The organism is Telluria sp. LT2P34, assembly GCF_059685915.1.
In genome coordinates, this window is sequence record NZ_JCASIN010000005.1 from 86432 (window position 1) to 110048 (window position 23617).

Annotated in this window: 21 protein-coding genes; 11 read left to right on the forward strand and 10 right to left on the reverse strand. The window is 64.2% G+C overall.

Annotated elements, in window-relative coordinates; translation table 11 throughout:
• Nucleotides 1-132: 132 nt before the first annotated feature.
• Complete coding sequence (locus AC56KZ_RS14750; protein WP_497162931.1) at nucleotides 133-2448, forward strand: UvrD-helicase domain-containing protein; 2316 nt, start codon at nucleotides 133-135, stop codon at nucleotides 2446-2448.
• Between the two features lie 52 nt (nucleotides 2449-2500).
• Here the strand turns inward: AC56KZ_RS14750 and AC56KZ_RS14755 are convergent, their stop codons facing one another.
• The 3 genes from AC56KZ_RS14755 to AC56KZ_RS14765 all read right to left on the reverse strand — a co-directional run bounded on the left by AC56KZ_RS14755 (nucleotide 2501) and on the right by AC56KZ_RS14765 (nucleotide 4874).
• Nucleotides 2501-3274, reverse strand: a complete 774-nt coding sequence (locus tag AC56KZ_RS14755) for a BPSS1780 family membrane protein (protein WP_497162932.1) — start codon at nucleotides 3272-3274, stop codon at nucleotides 2501-2503.
• Between the two features lie 5 nt (nucleotides 3275-3279).
• Nucleotides 3280-4245 (reverse strand): homoserine kinase, encoded by a 966-nt coding sequence (locus AC56KZ_RS14760; protein ID WP_497162933.1) that lies wholly within the window; start codon nucleotides 4243-4245, stop codon nucleotides 3280-3282.
• Between the two features lie 86 nt (nucleotides 4246-4331).
• The gene (locus AC56KZ_RS14765) at nucleotides 4332-4874 is read right to left on the reverse strand and encodes a DUF2782 domain-containing protein (RefSeq protein WP_497162934.1); all 543 of its coding nucleotides are present in this window, start codon (nucleotides 4872-4874) and stop codon (nucleotides 4332-4334) included.
• A gap of 190 nt (nucleotides 4875-5064) precedes the next feature.
• Between AC56KZ_RS14765 and polA the strand changes: the two genes are divergently transcribed.
• The 4 genes from polA to AC56KZ_RS14785 all read left to right on the forward strand — a co-directional run bounded on the left by polA (nucleotide 5065) and on the right by AC56KZ_RS14785 (nucleotide 11015).
• Nucleotides 5065-7812 carry a DNA polymerase I gene (polA, locus tag AC56KZ_RS14770; protein ID WP_497162935.1) on the forward strand — a complete coding sequence of 916 codons (2748 nt, stop codon included), beginning with the start codon at nucleotides 5065-5067 and terminating at the stop codon, nucleotides 7810-7812.
• A 140-nt stretch (nucleotides 7813-7952) separates the two neighbouring features.
• Complete coding sequence (locus AC56KZ_RS14775; protein WP_497162936.1) at nucleotides 7953-9176, forward strand: DUF4382 domain-containing protein; 1224 nt, start codon at nucleotides 7953-7955, stop codon at nucleotides 9174-9176.
• A gap of 84 nt (nucleotides 9177-9260) precedes the next feature.
• Complete coding sequence (locus AC56KZ_RS14780; protein ID WP_497162937.1) at nucleotides 9261-10145, forward strand: dienelactone hydrolase family protein; 885 nt, start codon at nucleotides 9261-9263, stop codon at nucleotides 10143-10145.
• Nucleotides 10146-10328: 183 nt separating this feature from the next.
• Nucleotides 10329-11015 carry a ZIP family metal transporter gene (locus tag AC56KZ_RS14785; protein ID WP_497162938.1) on the forward strand — a complete coding sequence of 229 codons (687 nt, stop codon included), beginning with the start codon at nucleotides 10329-10331 and terminating at the stop codon, nucleotides 11013-11015.
• 92 nt (nucleotides 11016-11107) lie between these two features.
• Here the strand turns inward: AC56KZ_RS14785 and AC56KZ_RS14790 are convergent, their stop codons facing one another.
• The 3 genes from AC56KZ_RS14790 to AC56KZ_RS14800 are packed head-to-tail and all read right to left on the reverse strand — an operon-like array spanning nucleotide 11108 to nucleotide 14008.
• The gene (locus AC56KZ_RS14790) at nucleotides 11108-11974 is read right to left on the reverse strand and encodes a sulfurtransferase (RefSeq protein ID WP_497162939.1); all 867 of its coding nucleotides are present in this window, start codon (nucleotides 11972-11974) and stop codon (nucleotides 11108-11110) included.
• A gap of 7 nt (nucleotides 11975-11981) precedes the next feature.
• Complete coding sequence (locus AC56KZ_RS14795; protein ID WP_497162940.1) at nucleotides 11982-12905, reverse strand: DMT family transporter; 924 nt, start codon at nucleotides 12903-12905, stop codon at nucleotides 11982-11984.
• 2 nt (nucleotides 12906-12907) lie between these two features.
• Nucleotides 12908-14008, reverse strand: coding sequence for an aromatic ring-hydroxylating oxygenase subunit alpha (locus tag AC56KZ_RS14800; protein ID WP_497162941.1), 1101 nt, complete (start codon nucleotides 14006-14008; stop codon nucleotides 12908-12910).
• 369 nt (nucleotides 14009-14377) lie between these two features.
• On the opposite strand from AC56KZ_RS14800, the gene AC56KZ_RS14805 reads away from it, so the two are divergent.
• From AC56KZ_RS14805 to AC56KZ_RS14825, 5 genes are all read left to right on the forward strand, one after another.
• Nucleotides 14378-14638, forward strand: coding sequence for an exodeoxyribonuclease VII small subunit (locus AC56KZ_RS14805; RefSeq protein ID WP_497162942.1), 261 nt, complete (start codon nucleotides 14378-14380; stop codon nucleotides 14636-14638).
• Nucleotides 14638-15528, forward strand: a complete 891-nt coding sequence (locus AC56KZ_RS14810; RefSeq protein ID WP_497163140.1) for a polyprenyl synthetase family protein — start codon at nucleotides 14638-14640, stop codon at nucleotides 15526-15528. Before AC56KZ_RS14805 ends, AC56KZ_RS14810 begins: the two co-directional genes overlap by 1 nt.
• The gene (gene dxs, locus AC56KZ_RS14815) at nucleotides 15529-17403 is read left to right on the forward strand and encodes a 1-deoxy-D-xylulose-5-phosphate synthase (protein WP_497162943.1); all 1875 of its coding nucleotides are present in this window, start codon (nucleotides 15529-15531) and stop codon (nucleotides 17401-17403) included. It abuts the gene before it with no gap.
• 174 nt (nucleotides 17404-17577) lie between these two features.
• Nucleotides 17578-18432 carry an alpha/beta fold hydrolase gene (locus AC56KZ_RS14820; protein WP_497162944.1) on the forward strand — a complete coding sequence of 285 codons (855 nt, stop codon included), beginning with the start codon at nucleotides 17578-17580 and terminating at the stop codon, nucleotides 18430-18432.
• An 11-nt stretch (nucleotides 18433-18443) separates the two neighbouring features.
• On the forward strand, nucleotides 18444-18797 hold the full coding sequence (locus AC56KZ_RS14825) for a hypothetical protein (RefSeq protein ID WP_497162945.1): 354 nt from the start codon (nucleotides 18444-18446) through the stop codon (nucleotides 18795-18797).
• On the opposite strand, the gene AC56KZ_RS14830 is transcribed toward AC56KZ_RS14825, so the two are convergent.
• From AC56KZ_RS14830 to AC56KZ_RS14845, 4 genes are all read right to left on the reverse strand, one after another.
• Nucleotides 18766-19461 (reverse strand): 2OG-Fe(II) oxygenase, encoded by a 696-nt coding sequence (locus AC56KZ_RS14830; RefSeq protein ID WP_497162946.1) that lies wholly within the window; start codon nucleotides 19459-19461, stop codon nucleotides 18766-18768. The genes AC56KZ_RS14825 and AC56KZ_RS14830 overlap by 32 nt on opposite strands.
• A 108-nt stretch (nucleotides 19462-19569) precedes the next feature.
• Nucleotides 19570-20238, reverse strand: coding sequence for a PEP-CTERM sorting domain-containing protein (locus tag AC56KZ_RS14835; protein WP_497162947.1), 669 nt, complete (start codon nucleotides 20236-20238; stop codon nucleotides 19570-19572).
• Nucleotides 20239-20419: 181 nt separating this feature from the next.
• A complete protein-coding gene (locus tag AC56KZ_RS14840) occupies nucleotides 20420-21487 on the reverse strand; it encodes a rhomboid family intramembrane serine protease (RefSeq protein WP_497162948.1) in 1068 nt (355 codons plus the stop codon).
• An 8-nt stretch (nucleotides 21488-21495) separates the two neighbouring features.
• On the reverse strand, nucleotides 21496-22050 hold the full coding sequence (locus tag AC56KZ_RS14845) for a cob(I)yrinic acid a,c-diamide adenosyltransferase (protein WP_497162949.1): 555 nt from the start codon (nucleotides 22048-22050) through the stop codon (nucleotides 21496-21498).
• Nucleotides 22051-22123: 73 nt separating this feature from the next.
• Here AC56KZ_RS14845 and AC56KZ_RS14850 point away from each other — a divergent pair, with 73 nt between their 5' ends.
• Nucleotides 22124-23617 carry an FAD-linked oxidase C-terminal domain-containing protein gene (locus tag AC56KZ_RS14850; protein WP_497162950.1) on the forward strand — a complete coding sequence of 498 codons (1494 nt, stop codon included), beginning with the start codon at nucleotides 22124-22126 and terminating at the stop codon, nucleotides 23615-23617.

The window sequence follows — 23617 nt, forward strand, 5'->3', positions numbered from 1 at the left end:
GTTCGGCTGAAGAGCGCTGCCGCTGAATAATATTTTAGCGATTGCGCTTTTATGGAATATTCTTTCAGCGCCAGCCAGTTTCATCGCGGTACTGGATGGGCATACAGTAAATCGCGGCGGTATAATGGACGCATGAATCTCCTTCACAACCTCAATCCTGAACAACTGGCTGCCGTCACGCTGCCATCGCAAAGCGCACTCATCCTGGCTGGCGCCGGGTCGGGCAAGACCCGTGTCCTGACGACCCGCATCGCCTGGCTGGTCCAGACCGGGCAAGTGTCGCCGGCCGGCATCATGGCGGTAACGTTCACCAACAAGGCGGCGAAGGAGATGCTCACGCGCCTGTCCACCATGTTGCCCGTGAATACGCGCGGCATGTGGATCGGCACTTTCCACGGCTTATGCAACCGACTGCTGCGCACCCACCACAAGGATGCCGCACTGCCGCAGTCCTTCCAGATCCTCGATTCGCAAGACCAGCTGTCGATGATCAAGCGCATGCTGAAGGCCGCGAATGTCGATGATGAAAAATATCCGGCCAAAAACCTGATGTACTTCATCAACAATGCAAAAGACCAGGGCCTGCGTGCGGACAAGGTCGAGGCCTACGATCCGATCGAACGCAAGATGGTCGAGCTGTACGCGCTCTACGACCAGCAATGCCAGCGCGAGGGCGTAGTCGATTTTGCCGAACTGCTGCTGCGTGCCTATGAACTCTTGTCGCGCAACACGCCGCTGCGCCAGCATTACCAGATGCGCTTCAAGCACGTGCTGGTCGACGAGTTCCAGGATACGAACGACCTGCAATACAATCTGCTGAAACTGCTGGCCGGCCACAACGAAGGCATGGGCGGCGTCATCTTCGCCGTCGGCGACGACGACCAGAGCATCTACGCCTTCCGCGGCGCGAATGTCGGCAACATGCAGGCTTTCGAGCGCGACTTCCGCGTGCAGAACCTGATCAAGCTCGAGCAGAATTACCGCTCGCACGGCCACATCCTCGACAGCGCCAACTTCCTGATCGCCAACAACACGAAGCGCCTCGGCAAAAACCTGCGCACCGACGCCGGCCAGGGCGAGCCGGTGCGCATCTACGAGGCGTCGTCCGACCTCGAAGAAGCGCAGTGGATCATCGAGGAAGCGAAAAGCCTGATGGGCGAGGGCGTATCGCGCAGCGAAATCGCCATCCTGTACCGCTCGAACGCGCAAAGCCGCGTCATCGAGCACGCCCTGTTTGCGGCGGGCATTCCGTATACCGTCTACGGCGGCCTGCGCTACTTCCAGCGCGCCGAGGTCAAGCACGCGATCGCTTACCTGCAGTTGATGGACAACCCGCACAACGATTCGGCCTTCCTGCGCGTGGTGAACTTCCCGACGCGGGGCATCGGCGTGCGCTCGATCGAGCAGCTGCAAATGGCGGCCGACACCTATGGCGTGTCGCTGTATGCGGCGGTGCCCTACATGAGCGGCAAGGCCGGCAGCTCGCTGGGCGCTTTCGTCAAGCTGGTCGAGGGCGCGCGCTTCGAGACGCAGCAGCTGGCGCTGCCGGAAATGGTGCGCGTCGTGCTCGAGCGCAGCAATTTGCTGACCCACTACGCCAACGAAAAAGAAGGCGCCGACCGCATCGAAAACCTCGAGCAGATGGTGGCCGCAGCCACCCAGTTCGTGCAGGAAGAAGGGTTCGGGCAGTTCGCCCCGGCCCACCTGGGCCCGCCGTCGGCGGCCCAGGCCGGCGACGCGGTGATCTACCAGGACGGCATCGAAATCCTCGACGCGGACGCGCCGCTGCCGTCCGTCATGTCGCCGCTGTCGGCTTTCCTGTCGCATGCGTCGCTGGAAGCCGGCGACGCCCAGGCCCAGGCCGGGCAGGACGCGATGCAGCTGATGACGGTGCACTCGGCCAAGGGCCTTGAATTCGACGCCGTATTCATTACCGGCCTGGAAGAAGGCCTGTTCCCGCACGAGAGCAGCGCGAGAGAGCTCGACGGCGTGGACGAGGAACGGCGCCTGATGTATGTGGCGATCACGCGCGCGCGCAAGCGGCTGTATATGAGCTTTACCCAGCAGCGCATGCTGCACGGCCAGACGCGCTACAACATGAAGTCGCGTTTCTTCGACGAGCTGCCAGAAGAAGCATTGAAATGGCTGTCGCCGCGGGTGCAGAGCCACTGGTTCGCCAAGAACAAGGCGCCCAATGCCTGGGACGACACGGCTTTCCGGAATGGCGGCAGCGACAACAAGATCGCCCAGCAGCTGACCCAGAAATCAAGCAGCAGCAGTTCCGGCTGGCGCATCGGTGAAACGGTGGCGCATGCCAAGTTCGGCGAGGGCGTGATCATCAACATCGAGGGCGGCGCCGGCGCCGCGCGGGCGCAGATCAACTTCGGCCCGTCGGGGATCAAGGTGCTGGATTTGTCGGTGGCGAAGCTGGAGCGGGTCGGGCGTTGAGCTTGTAGTTGCAAGGTGCGCTCGCGAGCCCACTCTGCCAAAACCCCACCGCTTATTTATCCAGGTTCACCCGCGCATTGGCGCCTGCTTCGACCGGCTTGCCGAAAATCTGCCGGTAGCCCGCGTACATCGCGCATTGCAGCAAGAGTGTGAACAGGAAAACCAGCCACATCATGAGCACGCGGCCGATATCCGAGTTGCCCGTCAGCAGGGCAATCACGAAGAAAGCCAGCATCATCAGCCCGAACCAGCTCATCAGGAGCACGAAGAACACGTGCGCGCTCCTGAGCACGGCGAAGAAGCTGTAGAAGATGGCCTTGCCCGGCTTCATGTTCAGCCAATAAATCAGCGGCGCGGCAAAGGACAGCGCAATCAGCACGCACGCGTTCAGCGCTGACAGCATCAACACTTTGGCAATTTCCCAGCTGGGAACCGGCGGCACGTTTTTCGGGTCCGCCGGCTGGACTACCTGCTGTATGAGTTCGAGATCGACGAAAAAGCGCACCAGCATGGTCAGCAGCAGGGATACGCCCAGGTAGATCAGGCCGACCTTGCATAACTGGACGAATACCGGCTTGCGGAAACCCGTGAGCAGGACGACGGGCGTTACCCGTTCGCCGTTCTCGATCATGAGGCAGCCCTTCATGAAGGCCATCGAGAATGCCGGGATCAGGACCAGCGCCACCAACGAGCCGAGTACGGGCACGGCGCTGATCAGGAGGAGAATCAGGATGTTCGCAAACAGCAGGGTCGTCAGCGCGGCGGGTTGTTTGCGGAACAGGCCAGTGCCTTCTTTCAGCCAGTTCCAGCCAGTAATTGCGGGCATGTTATTCATTCGTGGTTGGCCAAGCCCGGCGCCGGGTTGGCAATGCGGTCGCGCAGGATGCGCTCAAAATGGGTGGGATCGTGCGGCGTGAGCATTTCCGCGGCACGCGGCAGGTGCAGGTCATACAGGCGCGACAGCCAGAAGCGCAGTGCGGCGGCGCGCAGCATCGTCTGCCACGCGTTCATTTCGTCGATCGTGAATGGCCGCACCATAGCATAGGCTTCCAGCAGGGCCTGCACGCGCGGCGCGTCGAGCCGGCCGCTGGCCAGGTCGATGCACCAGTCGTTGACGGTCACGGCCAGGTCGAACAGCCAGGTGTCGACCCCGGCGAAATAGAAATCGAAGCAGCCGGAAAGGCGTTCGCCGACGAACATCACATTGTTGCGGAACAGGTCGGCATGCACCGGGCCGCTGGGCAGACGCGCATAGGTGTCGGTGCCGGCGAAGTCCGCCTGGTAGGCGACCTCGTCCTGCAACAGGCGCGCGTTCTCCGGCGCCAGGTAGGGCAACACACGCGGCGCCGTGGCGCGCCACCAGTCGAGGCCGCGCAGGTTCGGCTGGGCCAGCGGAAAGTCGCGCGCGGCCAGGTGCATGCGCGCCAGCAGGGCGCCGACCTCGCGGCAGTGCGCCGGTTGCGGATCCATCTGCGAACTGCCCGTCAACTTGCTGACGATGGCTGCCGGTTTGCCCTGCAAGGGGGCGACCAGCTCTCCCCGTGCGTTGGCCACCGGCGCCGGCACCGGGATGCCGCGCTCGGCCAGGTGGCGCATCAGCTGCAGGTAGAAGGGAAGCTGCTCGAATCCGAGGTTCTCGAACACCGTCAGCACATACTCGCCGCGCTCGCTGCTCAGGAAGAAATTGCTGTTTTCGATTCCCGAAGCAATGCCCTGGAGGGCCAGTGGGCGGCCGAGCGGAAACTGTTCCATCCACTGGGTGAGGTCATCGAGCGTGACCGCGGTAAAAACTGCCATTGTGCGAGTAACGAGGAAGGTCGGCGAGAAGTAGGGAAGCTGGCCGGCCGGCGCAAGGCGCCAGCTCGGCAAGGCGTGCTTGGGGATTACCGGGTGGCCGGCGGCGGCGGTGGCGGCACGTCGGCCGGGCGCAGCATCGGGACCGTTGCCGGAGGAAGCTTGCTGGCAGCGGCAGCCGGCCTGGCTGCAGCCGGGGCAGACGACGGGGCAGTTGCGGGGGCCGTCCCTGCAGCGGCTGCGGCAGCCGCCGCGGCCTCCGCTGCCGCCTTGCGCTTGGCGTTCAGGTCGAATTCCATGACCTGCCACTGCGGCGCGCGGAACGCGCTGCTCTGGCCATCTCCCGCCTGCGCGTTGCCGGCAGGCTGGTTCGGACGCATCATGTAGCGGCTCTTGCCGGCTTGCACTTCAATCTCGGTGACCTGGCCGTTGTTGCGCTTTTCCATGATCCGGGTGCCGCGGCGCGGTTCGATCGGCGTAGCCGGCTCGTCGCTGCCGGCCTCGATCGGTTCGGTGACCGGAGGCCGGGCCGGGGGCTGGGCGGGAGCCTGGGCAGCCGTTTGCGCGCCCGCGCCGCCGGCGCATGCAAACAGGGCGAGCGAGAGGGTCAAGCGGGGAAGTGTGCGCGGCATGATGGTCACCTTGTATCGTTTGGACCATTGTAACAAACCGACACCGTTCCCTGTGAAAAGTGTACCGAGCTGAATATAGCCGGACTCTTGCGCAACGCCACTGTTGCGCTTTCACCATGCCGGATTCTGCGATAATGCTTCTCACTAGGCGCGCCGCCTTGGCGCGCCGCCGGCTCTAGCTCCTATTCCCATGCAAAATACCCTGCTGCTCGTTGACGGTTCCAGCTACCTGTACCGCGCCTTCCATGCGCTGCCCGACCTGCGCGGTCCGGACGGCCACCCGACCGGAGCGATGCACGGCATGGTCAACATGCTGCGCCGCCTGCGCGCCGACTATCCGGCGGCATATATTGCCTGCGTGTTCGACGCGAAAGGTAAAACCTTCCGCGACGACATGTACGCCGAGTACAAGGCCACGCGCACCTCGATGCCGACCGACCTTGCCAAGCAGATCGAGCCGATCCACGAAGTCGTGCGGCTGATGGGCTGGCCGATCCTGATGGTCGAGGGCGTGGAAGCGGACGACGTGATCGGCACGCTGGCCGTGCAGGCGGCGGGCAAGGGCATGAACACCATCGTTTCCACTGGCGACAAGGACCTGGCGCAGTTGGTCAACGACAAGGTCATGCTGATCAATACGATGAGCAACGAAAAGCTCGATGAAGCCGGCGTGCTGGCCAAGTTCGGCGTGGCGCCGAACCGCATCATCGATTACCTGACCCTGATCGGCGACACGGTCGACAACGTGCCCGGCGTGAGCAAATGCGGCCCGAAGACGGCCCTGAAATGGCTGGCGCTGCACGGCTCGCTTGACGGCGTGATCGAGAACGCCCACAGCATCGGCGGGGCAGTCGGCGAAAACCTGCGCAGCGCGCTCGAGTGGCTGCCGCAGGGCCGCCAGTTGATCACCGTGAAAACCGACTGCGATCTGGTGAACCACCTGGTGTCGATCGAAGAAAGCCTGGTCGGCCGCCCGGAAGACAAGGAGGCGCTGCGCGACTTCTTCCAGCGCTATGGTTTCAAGACCATGCTGCGCGAGCTGGGGCAGGGCAACGGCGCCGGCGTGCCCGCCATGAATTCCCCGGAAGGAAAACAGGGCACTCAGGACACGCTGCCGGGCATGCCGATCATCAAGGGCGAATACGAGCTGGTCACGACCTGGGAGCAGCTCGACCGATGGCTGGCGCTGCTTGACACCGCCGAACTGAGCTCGGTCGATACCGAAACCACCTCGCTCGACCCGATGACGGCGCAGATGGTCGGCATTTCGCTGTCGGTCGAGGCGGGCAAGGGCGCCTACATTCCGGTGGCGCACCGCTACGCCGGCGTGCCGGAACAGCTGCCGCGCGAAGAGGTACTGGAGCGCATGCGCCCATGGCTGGAGAATCCAGGCAAACCCAAGCTCGGCCAGAACCTGAAGTACGACATGCACATCTTTAACAACCATGGCGTGACTTTACAGGGCATCGTCCACGACACGCTGCTGCAGTCCTACGTGTTCGAGTCGCACAAGCCGCACGACATGGACACGATGGCGATGCGCCACCTCGGCTACACGACCATTCCTTTTGTCGACGTCTGCGGCAAGGGCGCCAACATGATCTGCTTCGACCAGGTGGAGCTCAATCGCGCCACCGAATACGCGGCCGAGGATTCCGACATCACGCTGCGCCTGCACCAGACGATGCTGCCGCACGTGCGGGAAGATGCGGGCCTGACCTATATCTACGAAAAGATCGAGCTGCCGACCCAGATCGTGCTGCAGAAGATCGAACGCAACGGCGTGCTGATCGACGCCGAAAAGCTGGGCGTGCAATCGCGCGAAATCGGCGCGCGCCTGATGCAGCTCGAGGCGCAAGCCTATGAACTGGCCGGCGGTCCCTTCAACCTCGGCTCGCCCAAGCAGATCGGCGAGATCTTCTTCGGCAAACTGGGCCTGCCGGTCATCAAGAAGACCGCGACCGGCGCCCCTTCGACCGACGAGGAAGTGCTGCAAAAGCTGGCCGAGGACTTCCCGCTGCCGAAAGTCCTGCTCGAACACCGGGGTCTCGCCAAGCTGAAGTCGACCTATACCGACAAGCTGCCGACCATGGTCAACCAGAACACCGGCCGTGTGCACACGAATTATGCCCAGGCGGTCGCCATCACCGGGCGCCTGGCATCGAACGACCCGAACCTGCAGAACATCCCGGTGCGGACCAGCGAAGGACGCCGCATCCGCGAAGCCTTTATCGCCGCGCCAGGCAACCTGATCGTCTCGGCCGACTACTCGCAGATCGAGCTGCGCATCATGGCCCATATCTCGGGCGACGAAGCGATGTTGCGCGCCTTTGCCGAAGGCGAGGACATCCACCGCGCGACCGCCGCCGAAGTGTTCGGCGTGGCCCTCGACGAAGTGGAAAACCAGCAGCGCAGCTATGCCAAGGCGATCAATTTTGGCCTGATCTACGGCATGAGCGCCTTTGGTCTCGCTGCGCGCCTAGGCATCGAGCGCGCGGCGGCGGCCAGCTACATCGACCGTTATTTCGCGCGCTTCTCGGGCGTGAAGCAGTACATGGACGAAACCCGCGCCGCCGCCAAGGCGCGCGGCTATGTCGAAACCGTGTTCGGCCGCCGCCTGTGGCTCCCCGAAATCAATTCCCCGAACGGCCCGCGCCGCGCCGGCGCCGAACGGGCAGCGATCAACGCGCCGATGCAGGGCACGGCGGCGGATTTGATCAAGCTGGCGATGATCGCGGTGCAGGGCTGGCTGGAGTCCGAAAAGCTGGCCACGCGCATGGTCATGCAGGTGCACGATGAATTGGTGCTGGAAGTGCCCGAAGCCGAACTGGAGATCGTAAAAGCGAAGCTGCCGGAACTGATGGCCGGCGTGGCCGATTTGAAGGTGCCGCTGGTGGCCGAGACGGGCGTGGGCAGTAATTGGGAAGAGGCGCACTAAGAAGTTGCGCAAAGCCAACCGTCAAATGTTTCAGTTGTAATGAAACGTTTCAGCGCACACGATTTCACACAATAGTTGCCACGTGGAATGTTAGGATCCTTTCAACGCCTCTTCGGCGAGCCACTTTTGAAAGGTTTTTCATGCATTCCACCCTGAACCGTCCTTCTTTCCTGATCGGCAGCCTGATTGCTGCAGCCACTCTGGCAGCCTGCGGTGGCGGCGGGGGCGACTCTGCCCCAGCCACGCCAAACGCACCGGTCTCGACCATGGGAACGCTGAGCGTCGGCCTGACCGATGCACCGGCTTGCGGCTTCGACGCGGTCAACGTCACGGTTACCAAGGTGCGCGTGAACAAGAGCGCCGCTGCGAGCGAGACCGAGGGCGGCTGGACCGACATCACGCTGGCCACCCCAAAAAAGATCAACCTGCTGAACCTGACCAATGGCGTGCTGGAAAACCTCGGCCAGACTTCGCTCGAGGCCGGGCAGTACAACCAGCTGCGCCTGGTCCTGGACGGCAATGCCAGCGGCACCGCCAACACGGTGCTGCCAAGCGGCAGCAAGACCGAACAGGCATTGGAAACCCCGAGCGCGGCGCAAAGCGGCATCAAGCTGGTGGGTTCGTTTACGGTCCAGGCCGGGCAGCGCGCCGACGTCGTGATCGACTTCGACGCCTGCAAATCGGTGATTACCCGCGGCAAGGGCGCCTACGCCCTGAAGCCGGTCGTGAAAATGCTGCCGAGCGCGATCAACGGCATCTCGGGCTTTGTCAGCCCGGCAGTGCTCGGCAAGAGCGTGACGGTATCGGCCCAGCAAAACGGCAACATCGTCAGCGCCACCACGCCGAACCCGACCACGGGCGAATTCCTGCTCTCGCGCCTGGCGCCGGGTAACTACGAAGTCGTCGTCACGGCCACCGACAGCGGAGCCACGGTAGTGGGCGCGGTCCCGGTCGCCAGCACCAGCAGCAACACCGCGATCAGCACCGCGGCCGCACCGCTGTTGCTGGCGCCGAGCGCCATGGGATCGATTGCCGGCACGGTCACGATGACGCCGCCGAGCACGACGGAAGCGGCCTATGTCGCGGCCAGGCAAAGCTTTGCGGCCGGCCAGGCGGTCACCATCCGCTACCAGGGCGCGGACCTGGCCAGCGGCGCCTACACCATCGCCAACCTGCCGCTGGCGGCGCCCCAGTACGCCGTCTACAGCGCCAGCCTTCCATTGGCCTTTGCACCGGCGGCCAACGTCACCGGCGGCACCTATCGTGTCGAAGCGTCGGCGACGGGTTACGCGACCAAGGGCGTGGACGCGGTCAGCATCGCCACCACCAACGCCACCGGCGTGAACCTGACGCTGACGCCGTAAGCATGTGATTTTCCTTCATGCGCAGCCCCGGCCGAGTCGCTGTTAAGATAGCCATCTGACAACCAAGGACCGGAGGGGATGGGTATGAAGGATCTCGTAGAAGACGGCGCGAGCTTGAGCGCCGCCAGCACGTTCCAGGACGGCGTCGATCGCCGTGTCTTCCTGAAAGGGGCCGTGGGCGCCGGTTTTGCGGCAGCGGTCCTGCCGGTCGAGGCGCAAACCCTGGTCAAGACCGACACCGCCGGCTTGTCCGCCGGCGACCACATCATCGTCATCAACGGCCAGGACGTCCCGGTGTATCGGGCTCAGCCCGAGGGCAAGAGCAATCCGCCCGTCATCCTCGTTATTTCCGAAATCTTCGGCGTCCATGAGCACATCAAGGACGTGGCGCGCCGCTTCGCCAAGCAGGGTTACCTGGCCGTGGCGCCGGACCTGTTCGTGCGCGCGGGCGACGCCAGCAAGGCGCCGAACATCGCCGACCTGATGAAGAACATCGTCTCGCAAACGCCCGATGCGCAAGTCATGTCGGACCTCGACACCGTCGTCAACTGGGCCAGGCAGCGCGGCGGCGACACCGAAAAACTGGGTATCACGGGTTTCTGCTGGGGCGGGCGCATCACCTGGCTGTATGCCGCCCACAATCCGAAGGTCAAGGCCGGCGTCGCCTGGTACGGCCGCCTGGTCGGCGAGGCCAGCGCCAATTCGCCGAAACACCCGATCGACATCGCCCAGAACCTGAAGGCGCCGGTACTCGGCCTGTACGGCGCCAAGGACACCGGCATTCCGCTCGAATCGGTGGAGCGCATGAAGGCGGCGCTGGCCAAGGGCAACAGCAAGTCCGAATTCGTGGTGTATCCGAATTCGGGCCACGCCTTCCATGCCGATTACCGGCCGAGCTTCAACGAGCTTGACGCCAAAGACGGCTGGAAGCGCGCGCTCGACTGGTTCCGGCGCCACGGCGTCGCTTGATACCGGTTGAGCGAGTTTGAGTAGCACCAGTGGGAGCCGGGGGCTGTACAATGCCCGGCTTGCCACGCACTGCCCGACAAGAACAAGAGGCTTCACATCGACCCCATTCTCATCTCCATCCTGCTGGCGACCCTGATCGCCGGCGTCGTCAGCATCTCAGCCGCGGCCCTGTTTTCGTTCACGATGCTCTCCAAAATGGTGGAGCGCCTGGTGAGCCTGTCGGTCGGCATCATGCTCTCGACCACGCTGCTGCACGCCCTGCCCGAGGCCTTCGAGTCCGGCGCCGACGCCCACAAACTGTTCGCCACGCTGCTGGCCGGCCTGCTGGCCTTCTTCATGCTGGAAAAGCTGGCGCTGCTGCGCCACTCGCACCACCACGAGGGCGACGGCCACCATCACGGCCACGGCCACGATGCGCGCGAAGCCGGCAAGTCGGGCTGGATGATCCTGGTCGGCGACGGCATGCACAACTTCGTCGACGGCATCCTGATCGCGGCGGCCTTTCTGGCCAACCCGGAACTGGGCATCGTCACCGCGCTGGCCATCGTCGCCCACGAAATCCCGACCGAGATCGGCGACTTCATCGTGCTGCTCAATGCCGGCTTTTCGCGCCTGCGCGCGTATGTCTTCAACCTGCTGTGCAGCCTGCTGTCGGTGGCGGGAGGACTGCTCGGGTATTACACGCTCGACCAGGCCAGCGGCCTGATTCCCTACGTGCTGGTGTTCGCATCGTCCGGCTTCATTTATATCGCGGTGAGCGATTTGATGCCGCAGATGCAGAGGAGGGCGACGGTGAAGGAATCGGTGCCGCAGGTGTTGTTGATCGGGCTCGGTGTGATTATCGTGCTGTTTTTGACGGCGGGGCATTAAAGTACGACAGCGTGGACTCGGGAGTCCACCCTACCAAAGCCGGCCGTTGTAGGGTGGGCCGGGCGGCGAACCGCTCCTGAGCCCACGCGCTACTACGCCTGATCAGTCGAATCCCCCGTCGCCACCGGCCGCGCCGGATCGCTGCTCCACTCGCTCCACGACCCCGGATACAGCGCCGCCCCCGGCAACCCCGCCACTTCCAGCGCCAGCAGGTTATGGCAAGCCGTCACCCCCGAGCCGCACTGCATGATCGCGTCCTGCGGCGCCCCGATCACGCCCTCGAACTCCTCGCGCAGCTGCGCCGGCGCCTTGAAGCGGCCGTCGGCTTGCAGGTTGTCCTTGAAGAAGCGGTTCTTCGCCCGCGGGATATGCCCGCCCACCGGATCGATGGTCTCGTTCTCGCCCCGGAAACGGTCCGGCGCGCGCGCATCGACCACGGTGCGCCGCGCCGTCTCGAGATTCTCCAGCACCTCGGCCAGCGTCACCGTCGGCACGAAGGGCGCGCCGGCAGTGATGGTGCCGCGCGGCCTTGAAACGACTTCCGTCGCCAGAGGCTGCCCGATCTCCTGCCAGGCCGGCATGCCGCCATCGAGCACCGCCGACGCTTCATGCCCGAGCCAGCGCAATAGCCACCACAGGCGCGCCGCGTACATGCCGCCATGCGCGTCATAGGCCACGACCTGGCTGCGATCGTGCACACCAAAAGCACGCAAGGTCTCGATCAGCGCTTCTTTTTCCGGCAGCGGATGACGGCCGCGGAACACGCCGTCCGCGCCGCGTTTCGGCCCCGACAGCGCCGTTTCCATATCTGCGATTACGGCGCCAGGCAGGTGGCCGGCGGCATAGGCCTCGCGGCCATAGGCGAGGTTCACCAGGTCGTGCCGGCAGTCGACGACGACCCAGTCGGGATCATGGCTGTGTGCAGCCAGTTCGGAAGCGGAAATCAGGGTCGTGTACATGCAGTCCTCACAGTTCGCTGGCGATCGGATCGGTCTTCTCGAGGGCGGCGCCACGCGCCGTCTTGCGCGTATTGTAGAACGTCGCCGCGATGCCGGACGCGAGGATCACGCCGATGCCCATCCAGACGGTCCAGTCGAAGCGGTCGCCCCACAAGGCCAGGCCCCACAGGCTGGAAAACACGATGCCGGTGTACTGCAGGTTCGCCACCACCAGCACCTTGCCGACGCGGTAGGCGCGCGTCATGGCCATCTGCGCCATCAGGGCGGCAAAGCCGATGCCGAGCAGGAGCACGGCGCCTCCGGGCGTGTGCGAATGGAAGGGCAGGCCGGCAGCGGCGCCGTCGCCGCCCAGCACCCCTGCCAGGCCCACGATCGTGGTCGTCAGCGAAAAATAGAACACCACGCGGTATTCCGGCTCGCCCATCTGGCCGAGTTTGCGCACCTGCATGTAGGCGATGGCCGAGATCACCGACGAGCAGACGCCGGCCAGGCCGCCCAGCCACTGGTTGCTCTCGAAGGCCGGCTGCAGCACCAGGGTGACGCCGAAAAAGCTGGCGCCGACGGCCACCAGCAGGGGCCACTCGACGTTCTTTGTACGCGACCACCAGCCGGCGACGAACAGGCCGGCGGCCATCCAGATCGGCGCCATGTAGTTCAGGGTCATGGCGGTGGCCAGCGGGAGTTTGCCGATGGCGAAGAACCACAGCCAGAGGGAGAGCACGCCGACCATGCTGCGAAACAGGTGCGCTTTCGGAAAAGCGGTGCGAAAGCTGCCGCCCTGGTGGCGCACGATGGCCAGCAGGATCACGGAGCCGATCAGGCCGCGGTAGAACAGCAGTTCGGAGGTGGTGTAGAACTCGGACGCCAGCTTCACGCCCGCCCCCATGGCGGCAAACGCGAAGCTGGCAAACAGCATCCAGAGTGAAGGCATCCTTACAAGTCGATCTTGCTGCGGTACCACTCGTGGAAGTGCTGCATCCCGTCTTCCATCGGCGACTGGTAGGGTCCAACTTCATTGACGCCGCGCTCGAACAGGATCTTGCGGCCGGCATCCATGCGCTGCGCGATTTCGTCGTCCTCGACGCAGGTTTCCATGTAGGCGGCGCGCTCGGCTTCGACCAGCTCGCGCTCGAACAGGGCGATTTCTTCCGGATAGTAGAACTCGACCACGTTGCGCGTCTTTTGCGGGCCCAGCGGCCACAGGGTCGACACCACCAGCACGTTCGGATACCACTCGACCATGACGTTCGGGTACAGGGTCAGCCAGATCGCGCCCTGTTTCGGCGCCTGGCCACCGTTGAACTTGAGTACCTGTTCCTGCCACTTTTTATACGTGGGCGAGCCGGCCTTTTGCAGGCCGCGGTTCACGCCGACGGTCTGCACGCTGTAGTCGCGGCCGAAGTCCCAGGTCAGGTCTTCGCAGGAGACGAAATTGCCCAGGCCGGGGTGGAAGGGCTCGACGTGGTAATCCTCCAGGTAGACCTCGATGAAGGTCTTCCAGTTGTAGTCGATGTCGTGGATTTCGACGTGGTCGAACAGGTAGCCCGAAAAGTCGAGGTCCTTGTTGACCGACATGCCGCGCAGCTTGTCCATGACGTCGTAACCGTTCTGCTCGAACAGCAGGCCGTTCCAGCTTTGCAGAGACGTTTTGGCCAGGTTCAGGCAGGGCGTTTCCGCGAAATGCGGCGCGCCGATCAGCTCACCCTTGAGGTCATAGGTCCAGCGGTGCAGCGGGCACACGATCGTGTTCGCGTTGCCGCGGCCATTGAACATCAGCGCCTGGCGATGGCGGCAGACGTTGGACAGCACCTCGATCCCGTTGGCGTTGCGCACGAGCATGCGGCCCTCGTTTTCCGAAGGCAGCGTGGCGAAGTCGCCCGTTTCCGGCACCATCAATTCGTGGCCGACATAGCGCGGGCCATTCCTGAACAGGTGCTGGAGTTCGCGCTGCAACAGCGCCTCGTCGAAGTAAACATGTACCGGTAGCTGAGCGCAGGAGCGCGCCAGCTTGGCGTGGGTAGCCAGATCGGACATCCCAACCCCCCTTATAAAAGCATCAAGCCAAAGAAGAGAATAAGAATCCTAGGACCAGTATTCTGGCTGCAGAGATACGGTGTTTCGGACAGAACCGGTAATTATACCGGCTATCGAGCTCTGCCGGTACTCAGGCGCGCGGTCTTGCATCCGATTGTGGCGCACAATGACACAGGCATGCCGGACGGCCTCCCGCAAGGGCATCCCGATCGGGGTGGTTTTGCATGGCCGGCTGCACCGGAGGAGCGCATCCGTCGCACGGGCCAACCCCTCTTGTGTGGATTGTTTTAAAATACGCGATTGAACTTCCCTGCGGCGCACCAGTTGCGTCCCAAGGGCAGGTTCGCCGGCCCAACACAACAAGACACTATGGCAAACAATGTAATCGCTGGAGCGCCAACCCCGCCAGCCTCGTTCGAAGAGGCCATGGCCGAACTGGCCCAGCTCGTCACCCAGATGGAAGGCGGCCAGTTGCCGCTGGAAGCGTCGGTGGCCGCCTATGCACGCGGCTCCGAGCTGGTGAAGTATTGCGCGGCCCAGCTCGACCGGGTCGAGTCGCAGGTCAAGGTACTGGAAGGCGACATGCTCAAACCCTTCAGCGCCGACGGCGCCGGCGAGGGCGATCGATGATGACGACCCCGTTCGCCCAGTGGATGGCGGGCGTGCAGGCGCAAGTGGAAGACGCCTTGTCGGACTTCCTGCCGCGGCCTGAAGCCGTGCCCGAGAAACTGCACGCGGCGATGCGCTACACCGTGCTCGGCGGCGGCAAGCGCGTGCGTCCCTTGCTGGTGTATGCCAGCGGCGCCCTGTTCGATGCCGAGCCGGCTGCGCTGGCGCGCGCTGCCTGCGCGCTGGAAATGATCCACGCCTATTCGCTGGTGCACGACGACATGCCCTGCATGGACGACGACGACCTGCGCCGCGGCAAACCGACCGTGCACGTCGCCTGGGACGAAGCGACCGCGCTGCTGGTGGGCGACGCATTGCAGGCCCAGGCCTTTGGCGTGCTGGCATCCAGCGATGGCCTGCCGCCGGCACGCATCGTCGGCATGCTGCGCCTGCTGGCCGAGGCTGCGGGCTCGAGCGGCATGTGCGGCGGCCAGGCGATCGACCTCGACAGCGTCGGCCTGGCGCTCAACCTGGAACAGCTCGAGCGCATGCACCAGCTGAAAACCGGTGCGCTGCTGCGCGCTTCGGTGCTGCTGGGCGCGCTGTGCGGCAAGGACTTGACGGCGCCGGAACTCGACGCCCTGGCGGCCTACTCGAAAGCCGTGGGCCTGGCCTTCCAGGTGGTCGACGACATCCTCGACGCCACGGCCGATTCGGCCACGCTGGGCAAGACCGCCGGCAAGGATGCGGCCGACAACAAGCCCACCTATGTGTCGATCCTCGGGCTGGAACAGTCGCAGGCATTGGCCGGGCAATTGCGGCGCGAGGCGCATGAGGCGCTGGCGCCATTCGGAGAACAAGCACTGCGGCTGCGCGAACTCGCGGACCTGATCGTGCAGCGGAAGGCATAAATGAAACTGCTAGAAACCATCAACGACCCGTCCGACCTGCGCCGGCTTGGACGCTCCCAGCTGACGCCGCTCGCGAACGAGCTGCGCCAGTTCCTGCTCGAGTCGGTTGCGAAGACCGGCGGCCACCTGTCGTCGAACCTCGGCACGGTGGAACTGACGATCGCGCTGCATTACGTGTTCGAAACGCCGCATGACCGCATCGTGTGGGACGTCGGCCACCAGACCTATTCGCACAAGATCCTGACCGGCCGCCGCGAGCGCATGCACACGCTGCGCCAGCTGAACGGCCTGTCGGGCTTCCCGAAGCGCGACGAAAGCGAATACGACACCTTCGGCACCGCCCACTCGTCGACCTCGATCTCGGCCGCGCTCGGCATGGCCGCCGCCTCCAAGCTCAAGGGCGAGCACCGCCACGCGATCGCCGTCATCGGCGACGGCTCGATGACGGCCGGCATGGCCTTCGAGGCGCTCAATCATGGCGGGGTCGAGGAAGACTGCAACCTGCTGGTGGTCCTGAACGACAACGACATGTCGATCTCGCCGCCGGTGGGCGCCCTGAACCGCTACCTCGCGCGCCTGATGAGCGGCCAGTTCTACGCCGCCGCCAAGACGGTCGGCAAGACGGTCTTGCCCGGCCCGCTGCGCGAGCTGGCCAGCCGCCTGGAAGAGCACGCGAAGGGCATGGTGGTCCCGGCCACGATGTTCGAGGAATTCGGCTTCAATTACATCGGCCCGATCGACGGCCACGACCTCGACTCCCTGATTCCGACGCTGGAAAACATCAAGAAGCTCAAGGGTCCGCAGTTCCTGCACGTGGTCACGAAAAAAGGCCAGGGCTACAAGCTGGCCGAGGCCGAGCCGATCCTGTACCACGGCACCGGCAAGTTCAACCCGCTCGAGGGCATCATTCCGGCCACCGCCCCGGCGAAAATGACCTACACCGAAGTCTTCGGCAACTGGCTGTGCGACATGGCCGCCGTCGACAGCCGCCTGGTCGGCATCACGCCGGCCATGCGCGAGGGCTCGGGCATGGTGCGCTTCCACCAGCAGTACCCGGAGCGCTATTTCGACGTCGGCATCGCCGAGCAGCATTCGGTGACCTTCGCCGGCGGCCTGGCGACCGAGGGCATGAAGCCGGTGCTCGCGATCTACTCGACTTTCCTGCAGCGCGGCTACGACCAGCTGATCCACGACGTGGCGCTGCAAAACCTCGACGTCACCTTCGCGCTGGACCGCGCCGGCCTGGTCGGCGCCGACGGCGCCACCCACGCCGGCAACTATGACCTGGCCTACCTGCGCTGCATCCCGAACCTGGTGGTGATGGCGCCGTCCGACGAGAACGAGTGCCGCCAGATGCTGACCACCGCTTACCACTATCCGGGTCCGGCGGCCGTGCGTTATCCGCGCGGCGCCGGCATCGGCGCGGTGCTCGAAGAGGCGCTGAGCTCGATCGAACTGGGCAAGGGCGAGATCAAGCGCAGCGGCGAAAAGATCGCCATCCTCGCCTTCGGCTCGATGGTCACCCCGAGCATGGGCGCGGGCGCCGAGCTGAATGCAACGGTCGCCAACATGCGCTTCGTGAAACCGCTCGACGTCGCGCTGGTGAAAAAGCTGGCGCAGGACCACGACTGCTTCGTGACGGTGGAAGAGGGCGCCACCATGGGCGGCGCCGGCGCCGCCGTGGCCGAGGCCATGGCCGCGGCCGGCATCGTCAAGCCGCTCCTGATCCTGGGCCTGCCCGATAAATTCATCGACCAGGGCGACCCGGCCGCGCTGCTGGCCTCCGTCGGCCTCGACGCCAAGGGCATCGCCGCCTCGATCCGCACGCGCTTCGGCGCCGCCGGGGAACCGCGGCTGGTGGTGAACAATACCTGAGCTGATCCGGCTCCATGAGAAGCGGCGCTGCGGCGCCGCTTTTTTTACGTCGGGCGAAGTGGGCTGCAGCGCGCTTCAGCTTGCTGTTTCGGCAGTTCGTCGCATGGCGCCGCTGGCCTGCTCCTTCGAATGCTAACTTCCAGCATCGAAAGAACAAACCAAGGGAAAATAAAAATGAGGCTCTTCATTCGCTCGCTCGCCGCCGCGGCCCTGATCGTTTGCTGCGGCGCCCGGGCGCAGACGCCGGCGCCGGCCGCGGCCCTCGCAAGCGAGCAGATTGCCGTCGGCGCCAAGCCCTACCAGGTGCAGATGGCCAGCGCCGGCGCCGGCCGCTACACCGTGATTTTCGAATCCGGTTTCGGGACCGACCTGCGCGCTTGGCGCAAGGTGGCGCCCGAAGTGGCCAAGGTCGCGCGCACGCTGACGTATTCGCGCGCCGGCCACGGCGCATCCGAGCCGCGTCCCGAGCCGCGCACGATCGCGCAAAGCACCGTGGAACTCGAACAGCTGATCGCAGCGGCCAAGCTGAGCCCGCCTTTCATCCTGGTCGGCCATTCCTATGGCGGTTTGCTGGTGCGCTCGTTTGCGGCGCGCCATCCGGAGCAGGTGGCGGGCATGGTGCTGGTCGACCCGGCCGACGAAGGCTTCAATCCGGCGCTGCGCAAACTCGATGCCGCGCGCGCAGCCGACGACGATCGCCAGTTCGACGCCATGGTGCCACCGAAGTTCCAGCCCGAACTCAAACTGTTGCAGCCGGTGCTCGACAGCGGCACGCTGGCGCTGGCCGGCAAGCTTCCGGACGTGCCGACCGTGGTCCTGACCTCGGTGCAGCAGGCGGACAAGCCGATGTTTTTCCTGGAGTCGCCGCAAGCGGTGGCGGCCAAGCAGGCCCTGCACGCCGGCTTTGTAAAACAGTTCCGCGACGGCTCGCAGGTAGTGACCTCAAAGAGCGGTCACAACATCCAGCTCGAGGAGCCGGAACTGGTGATTGCGGCCGTCAACAAAGTCATTGCGCAGGCGCGCCGCTGAAGAAAAGGCTGATGAACATGGATGATGTAAAGAGGACCGAACTGATCCGGATGGGCTGGGAGATTCACCGCGTTGTCGAAGAAAGCTATCTGTCTCATTCCCCTGCGCAGGCAGGGGAGGGCAGCACCGACCACTGGATGGAAAGGCGGCGCCTGCTGCTGGCCGACATGGCCATCCATTTACTGCAAACAGCGATCAAGCCGGGGAGTATCGAACTGGACCAGCTGCGCAACAACCTGCATGCGATTCTGACGATCGCCGATCCGTTTCTGCCGCATGCCGACCTGAAACAGGCCACCGCCAACATCTACCTCGACCGCGCACCGACGATCTTCACCGGGCAAACAGTTCCTCGGCCCGCCTGAACAGGATCCACGAGGTGGCGATGTATTTGTCGCCGCTGACCGGCACATGCCCCTTGTGGGTGTGCGTGAACCCGGCCGGGGCGATGATCAGGCGTCCCTTGCGCGCTTCCACCTTGCGTTCCTGGTAGAGGAATTCGGTCTCGCCGCCTTGCGCCACATCGTTCAGGTAGAACTGGAACAGCAGCACCCGGTGCAGGGTCTCGCAGCTGGCGTTTTGCGGATAGACCTCGGAATGCCAGTGGTGATAACCGCCGCTGCCTTGCAGGTATTTCTGCAGGTTGATCGCGCCGCAACGGTACATCGACTGCATCAGCCCCGCCAGGTAAGGCGTGCCGCATTCGTCGAAATTCGCCAGCGACAGCGCGACCGGTTCGCCCGTTTTTGGGTGCTTCACCATCGGCGCCAGCGCGCCCAGCACGAGGGCGCGGTGCTGGTCGATGTAGCTGGCCAGGTGCTGGGCGACCGCCGTCATCATCAGGTTGCCCACGTCATGCCATTCCGGATGCGGGGCGATGGTCAGGTCGTAGCTGTCCTTCTTGCTGGTGTCGACGCCCGCGCCGGTGCGTCCGCGCACGACCTTGTCGCTGGTGTCGAAACGCGCGACGATGGCGTCGCATTGTTCCGGCGCGAGGGCGCCGTCGTAGATGCCGATGAAGTCCTTCAACGTCGATCCTTTCCGCTGTAGAGATGTACGCAAGGGAGTGTAACCTGCGTTCGAGCGGAAAGGCGAGCAAGCCCACCGGGAGGGCGGGCTTGTACGGCAGTACAGCGTTTACTTGCGACGGCGCGCTGCAGCGAAGCCGAAAAGACCAAGGCCGAGAAGCGCCAGCGACGCCGGCTCAGGCACGGCGGTTACATCCAGGTCGTTTGCGGTCAGCGTGACGCCGTTGCTGATATTCACCGTGCGAATGCCAACGGTATTGAACGAGGCGAAGTTGGTGACGCCTGCGATGCGGGCATCGGCGCCGGTCAGCGTCAGCATTTCTTCATCGCTCGGGTTCAGCCAGACGTCGAGTGCGTTGTAGACGCCGCTGCTATTGCCGGTCTTGTGCAGGTAGCCCATCAAGTGGTAGTTGAGGCCGGCACTGACATTGCTATTAACCAGATAAAAATTGTCGTTGTTGTTCATCCGCAGGAAGAGATCGTTCGTGCAGGTGGCCGTGCCGCCGCAATTGGCCTTCAGACCGAAGCTGGGACCGTTTGCTGTGTTGAAGAACACGCTAAAGAAGTCGTTGTCTTGCAGCGTACCGGTAAACGAAAAATCAAAATCCATGAACACACCAGCCGACTGGCGCGATGGCAGGGCGATGGTCGTGGTTTTGTCTTCTGGCGTGTTGACGGTATACGTGGCCGTGCCGTCGATCAGAGGCAGGGTTCCGGCATTTGCAAGGCCGGTAGCGCCGATGAGCGAGGCAATCAGGAAGGTGGATAGTTTGGACATGGAAATTCTTTCGACTTAAGTTATTTTTAAAACATCACTAACAAAAGCAATTTCCATGCCAATAGGAATTATTTCTTGATATTCAGTAACTTAAGTTTATAACAAGAGTCTCTGCGTTCTGAGATGTAAATTTTTCCGACAGTGGCCATGCTCCTGATCGCGCACATGGTTGTCCTCGACCTCATCCCGCCTTCGGTGGCGGCAAGTGGATCGAGCGTGCCAGCAGGTGGCCGGCCAGCCAGCCGCCGACCAGGCCGCCGATGTGGGCCGCGTTGTCGGTATGCGGGTAAATGAATCCCATCCACAGGCTGAACAGCAGGAAGGGCACCAGCGAGGAGCGCAGCTCGGACACGACCGTGGGCGGCACGCCGCTGTTGCGGCGGCCGAGGAAGGCCAGCAGGCCGCCGATGATGCCGAAAATCGCGCCCGAGGCGCCCACGCTATTGACCTTCGGGTTCCACAGCACGCTGGCGAGGCTGCCGGAAACGCCTGCCAGCAGGTAGAGGCTGGCGAAGCGCGTGCTGCCGAAGATGCGCTCGGTGACGCGGCCTACCTGCCACAGGGCCAGCATGTTGAAGCCCAGGTGCCAGATGCTGCCGTGCAGGAACATCGAACTGACCAGGCGCCACCATTCGCCATTCAAGGTGCGGCGGCCGTAGTTCGAGCCCCAGTCCACCAGTTGCTGGGCATGCAGCATGGCCGACACGTTCGGATGGAGCGCGAAAAATTCGCGCAGCGGCGCCACCAGTGAGGCCTGGTAGTGCTGGCGCGCCAGCCACATGGTGCCGAAAATGCCGATATTCGCCGCCAACAGGCCCCAGATCACCGGCGTGGACGGGCTCCAGTAATCGATCCGGTCGTGAAAGACTTCGTTCTCTTCGTGTTCGCGCGTAAACGCTTCGAGCTGGCGCGTCGGCAGCAGCGCGACGATCTGCCTGGCCGTCAGGGCGTCGGCGACGGCAAAGCCCACCGTCACGTTGCTCTTGACACCCAGCACGTCGAAATACACGTCCTGGCCGTTGGCATAGGCGTTCACGATATCGACCATGCGGATACGCTCTTCGCGCCGCTGGGGCAGGCGGAACGAGCGCTGGCTGCTGGCGCGCAGGAACACGAAGTCCTGCTGCAACTCGAGCGTGCCCTTGCCGCGGAAACTGTAGGGGTTGGACGGCCACTTGACGCCGGCCATGTAGAAGCGAACCTCGAAGACCTTGCTGTCTGTACTGCCTCGCACTGGACTACCTGCCATGCGCCGCCTCAGCCGCGCTGGCGCTGGTGGTTCCACAGCACGTCGGCGCCGCCCGCGAAGCTGTTCAGCACGCGCGCCAGCACGAACATCAGGTCCGACAGCCGGTTCACGTACTGGCGCGGCTGCGGGTTGATGGTATCCGTTGTCGAGAGGGCGACGATGGCGCGTTCGGCGCGGCGGCAGACCGTGCGGCAGACGTGGGCGAGCGAGGCCGCGCGCGAGCCGGCCGGCAGGATGAATTCCTTCAGCACCGGCAGGTCGGCATTGTATTTTTCAAGCAAGTCGTCCAGGCGCGCCACGTGCTCGTCCTTGATCATCTGGTAGCCGGGAATGCACAGCTCGCCGCCGAGGTCGAACAGGTCGTGCTGGATCGAGACCAGTTCCTCGCGCAGGTCGGGCGGCATGTCTTCGCACAGCAGCAGGCCGACGAAGGAATTGAGTTCGTCGACTTCGCCCAGGGCATGGATGCGTGCGCTGTCCTTGCCGGTGCGGCTGCCGTCGCCGAGGCCCGTGCTGCCGTCGTCTCCGGTGCGCGTGGCGATTTTGGAGAGTCGATTACCCATGATTATGTCCAGCCTTGAAAAAAGATAGCCCGAGGATACGGCAAAACGATGTGATTGTGCTTACAATTGGAGGATGAGCGCATCCCTCCCAGTCCCATCCGTTGCGCCGATCGAGCGCCTGCAACAGGTTGCCGCGGCACTGAACGCCAGGCTGCCGCACGGTGTCGTCCTGCATGACCCGGAAGACACGCGTCCCTACGAATGCGACGGCCTGGCCGCCTACCGCCAGCTGCCGATGATCGTCACGCTGCCGCACGACGAAGCGCAGGTGCTCGAGATCCTGAACGTCTGCCGCGAACTCGGCGTGCCGATCGTGCCGCGCGGCGCCGGCACCGGCCTGTCCGGCGGGGCGCTGCCGATCCACGACGGCGTCGTGCTGTCCACCGCGCGCATGAACCGGATCCATCGCATGGACGCGTATTCGCGCACGGCGACCGTGCAGCCGGGCGTGCGCAACCTTGCCATATCGGACGCCGCGGCCCAGCACGGCCTGTATTACGCGCCCGATCCGTCCTCGCAGATCGCCTGCACCATCGGCGGCAACGTGGCCGAGAATTCGGGCGGCGTGCACTGCCTGAAATACGGCCTCACCGTTCATAACGTGCTGCGCGTGCGCGTGGCCACCATCGACGGCGAAATCATCGAACTGGGCAGCGAAGCGCTCGACGCCCCGGGACTGGATCTGCTGGCCGTCTTCATCGGCTCGGAGGGCATGCTCGGCATCGTCACGGAAGTCACGGTGAAACTGGTGCCCAAGCCCGCCGCCGCCCAGGTGATCATGGCCTCCTTCGATGACGTCGTCACCGGCGGCAATGCGGTGGCCAGCGTGATCGCGGCCGGCATCATCCCGGCGGGACTGGAAATGATGGACCGCACCTCGGTGCGCATGGTCGAACCCTTTGTCCATGCCGGCTACGATATCGACGCCGCCGCCATCCTGCTGTGCGAGGCGGACGGCACGCCGCTCGAAGTGGCCGAGGAAATCGAACGCATGACCGCGGTGCTGGAGGCGGCCGGGGCCAGCGCGATCGCGGTGTCGCAGACGGAAAGCGAGCGCATGCGTTTCTGGTCGGGGCGCAAGAACGCGTTTCCGGCGGCAGGGCGCATCTCTCCGGATTACTACTGCATGGACGGCACCATTCCGCGCAAGCACCTGGCGCGGGTGCTGATGGGCATCGAAGCCATGGAAACCACCTACGGCCTGCGCTGCGCCAACGTGTTCCATGCGGGCGACGGCAACCTGCATCCCCTGATCCTGTTCGACGCCAACCAGCCCGGCGAATTCGACCGCGCCGAAGCCTTTGGCGCCGCGATCCTGGCGCTGTGCGTGGAAGTGGGCGGCACCATCACGGGCGAGCACGGCGTCGGCATGGAAAAGATCAACTCGATGTGCGTGCAGTTCAAGCGCGCCGAGCTCGACGCTTTCTTCGCGGTGAAACGCGCTTTCGATGCGCCGATGCTGCTCAACCCGGACAAGGCCATCCCGACCCCGCACCGCTGCGCCGAATTCGGCAAGCTGCACGTGCACCAGGGGCAGGTGCCGTTCCCGGACCTGCCGCGCTTCTAA

Excerpts from the sequence above, each read along its gene's own strand:
- AC56KZ_RS14750 (WP_497162931.1), top strand. The coding sequence starts at position 133 with ATGAATCTCCTTCACAACCTCAATCCTGAACAACTGGCTGCCGTCACG.
- AC56KZ_RS14755 (WP_497162932.1), bottom strand. The coding sequence starts at position 3,274 with ATGCCCGCAATTACTGGCTGGAACTGGCTGAAAGAAGGCACTGGCCTG.
- AC56KZ_RS14760 (WP_497162933.1), bottom strand. The coding sequence starts at position 4,245 with ATGGCAGTTTTTACCGCGGTCACGCTCGATGACCTCACCCAGTGGATG.
- AC56KZ_RS14765 (WP_497162934.1), bottom strand. The coding sequence starts at position 4,874 with ATGCCGCGCACACTTCCCCGCTTGACCCTCTCGCTCGCCCTGTTTGCA.
- polA (WP_497162935.1), top strand. The coding sequence starts at position 5,065 with ATGCAAAATACCCTGCTGCTCGTTGACGGTTCCAGCTACCTGTACCGC.
- AC56KZ_RS14775 (WP_497162936.1), top strand. The coding sequence starts at position 7,953 with ATGCATTCCACCCTGAACCGTCCTTCTTTCCTGATCGGCAGCCTGATT.
- AC56KZ_RS14780 (WP_497162937.1), top strand. The coding sequence starts at position 9,261 with ATGAAGGATCTCGTAGAAGACGGCGCGAGCTTGAGCGCCGCCAGCACG.
- AC56KZ_RS14785 (WP_497162938.1), top strand. The coding sequence starts at position 10,329 with ATGCTCTCCAAAATGGTGGAGCGCCTGGTGAGCCTGTCGGTCGGCATC.
- AC56KZ_RS14790 (WP_497162939.1), bottom strand. The coding sequence starts at position 11,974 with ATGTACACGACCCTGATTTCCGCTTCCGAACTGGCTGCACACAGCCAT.
- AC56KZ_RS14795 (WP_497162940.1), bottom strand. The coding sequence starts at position 12,905 with ATGCCTTCACTCTGGATGCTGTTTGCCAGCTTCGCGTTTGCCGCCATG.
- AC56KZ_RS14800 (WP_497162941.1), bottom strand. The coding sequence starts at position 14,008 with ATGTCCGATCTGGCTACCCACGCCAAGCTGGCGCGCTCCTGCGCTCAG.
- AC56KZ_RS14805 (WP_497162942.1), top strand. The coding sequence starts at position 14,378 with ATGGCAAACAATGTAATCGCTGGAGCGCCAACCCCGCCAGCCTCGTTC.
- AC56KZ_RS14810 (WP_497163140.1), top strand. The coding sequence starts at position 14,638 with ATGACGACCCCGTTCGCCCAGTGGATGGCGGGCGTGCAGGCGCAAGTG.
- dxs (WP_497162943.1), top strand. The coding sequence starts at position 15,529 with ATGAAACTGCTAGAAACCATCAACGACCCGTCCGACCTGCGCCGGCTT.
- AC56KZ_RS14820 (WP_497162944.1), top strand. The coding sequence starts at position 17,578 with ATGAGGCTCTTCATTCGCTCGCTCGCCGCCGCGGCCCTGATCGTTTGC.
- AC56KZ_RS14825 (WP_497162945.1), top strand. The coding sequence starts at position 18,444 with ATGAACATGGATGATGTAAAGAGGACCGAACTGATCCGGATGGGCTGG.
- AC56KZ_RS14835 (WP_497162947.1), bottom strand. The coding sequence starts at position 20,238 with ATGTCCAAACTATCCACCTTCCTGATTGCCTCGCTCATCGGCGCTACC.
- AC56KZ_RS14840 (WP_497162948.1), bottom strand. The coding sequence starts at position 21,487 with ATGGCAGGTAGTCCAGTGCGAGGCAGTACAGACAGCAAGGTCTTCGAG.
- AC56KZ_RS14845 (WP_497162949.1), bottom strand. The coding sequence starts at position 22,050 with ATGGGTAATCGACTCTCCAAAATCGCCACGCGCACCGGAGACGACGGC.
- AC56KZ_RS14850 (WP_497162950.1), top strand. The coding sequence starts at position 22,124 with ATGAGCGCATCCCTCCCAGTCCCATCCGTTGCGCCGATCGAGCGCCTG.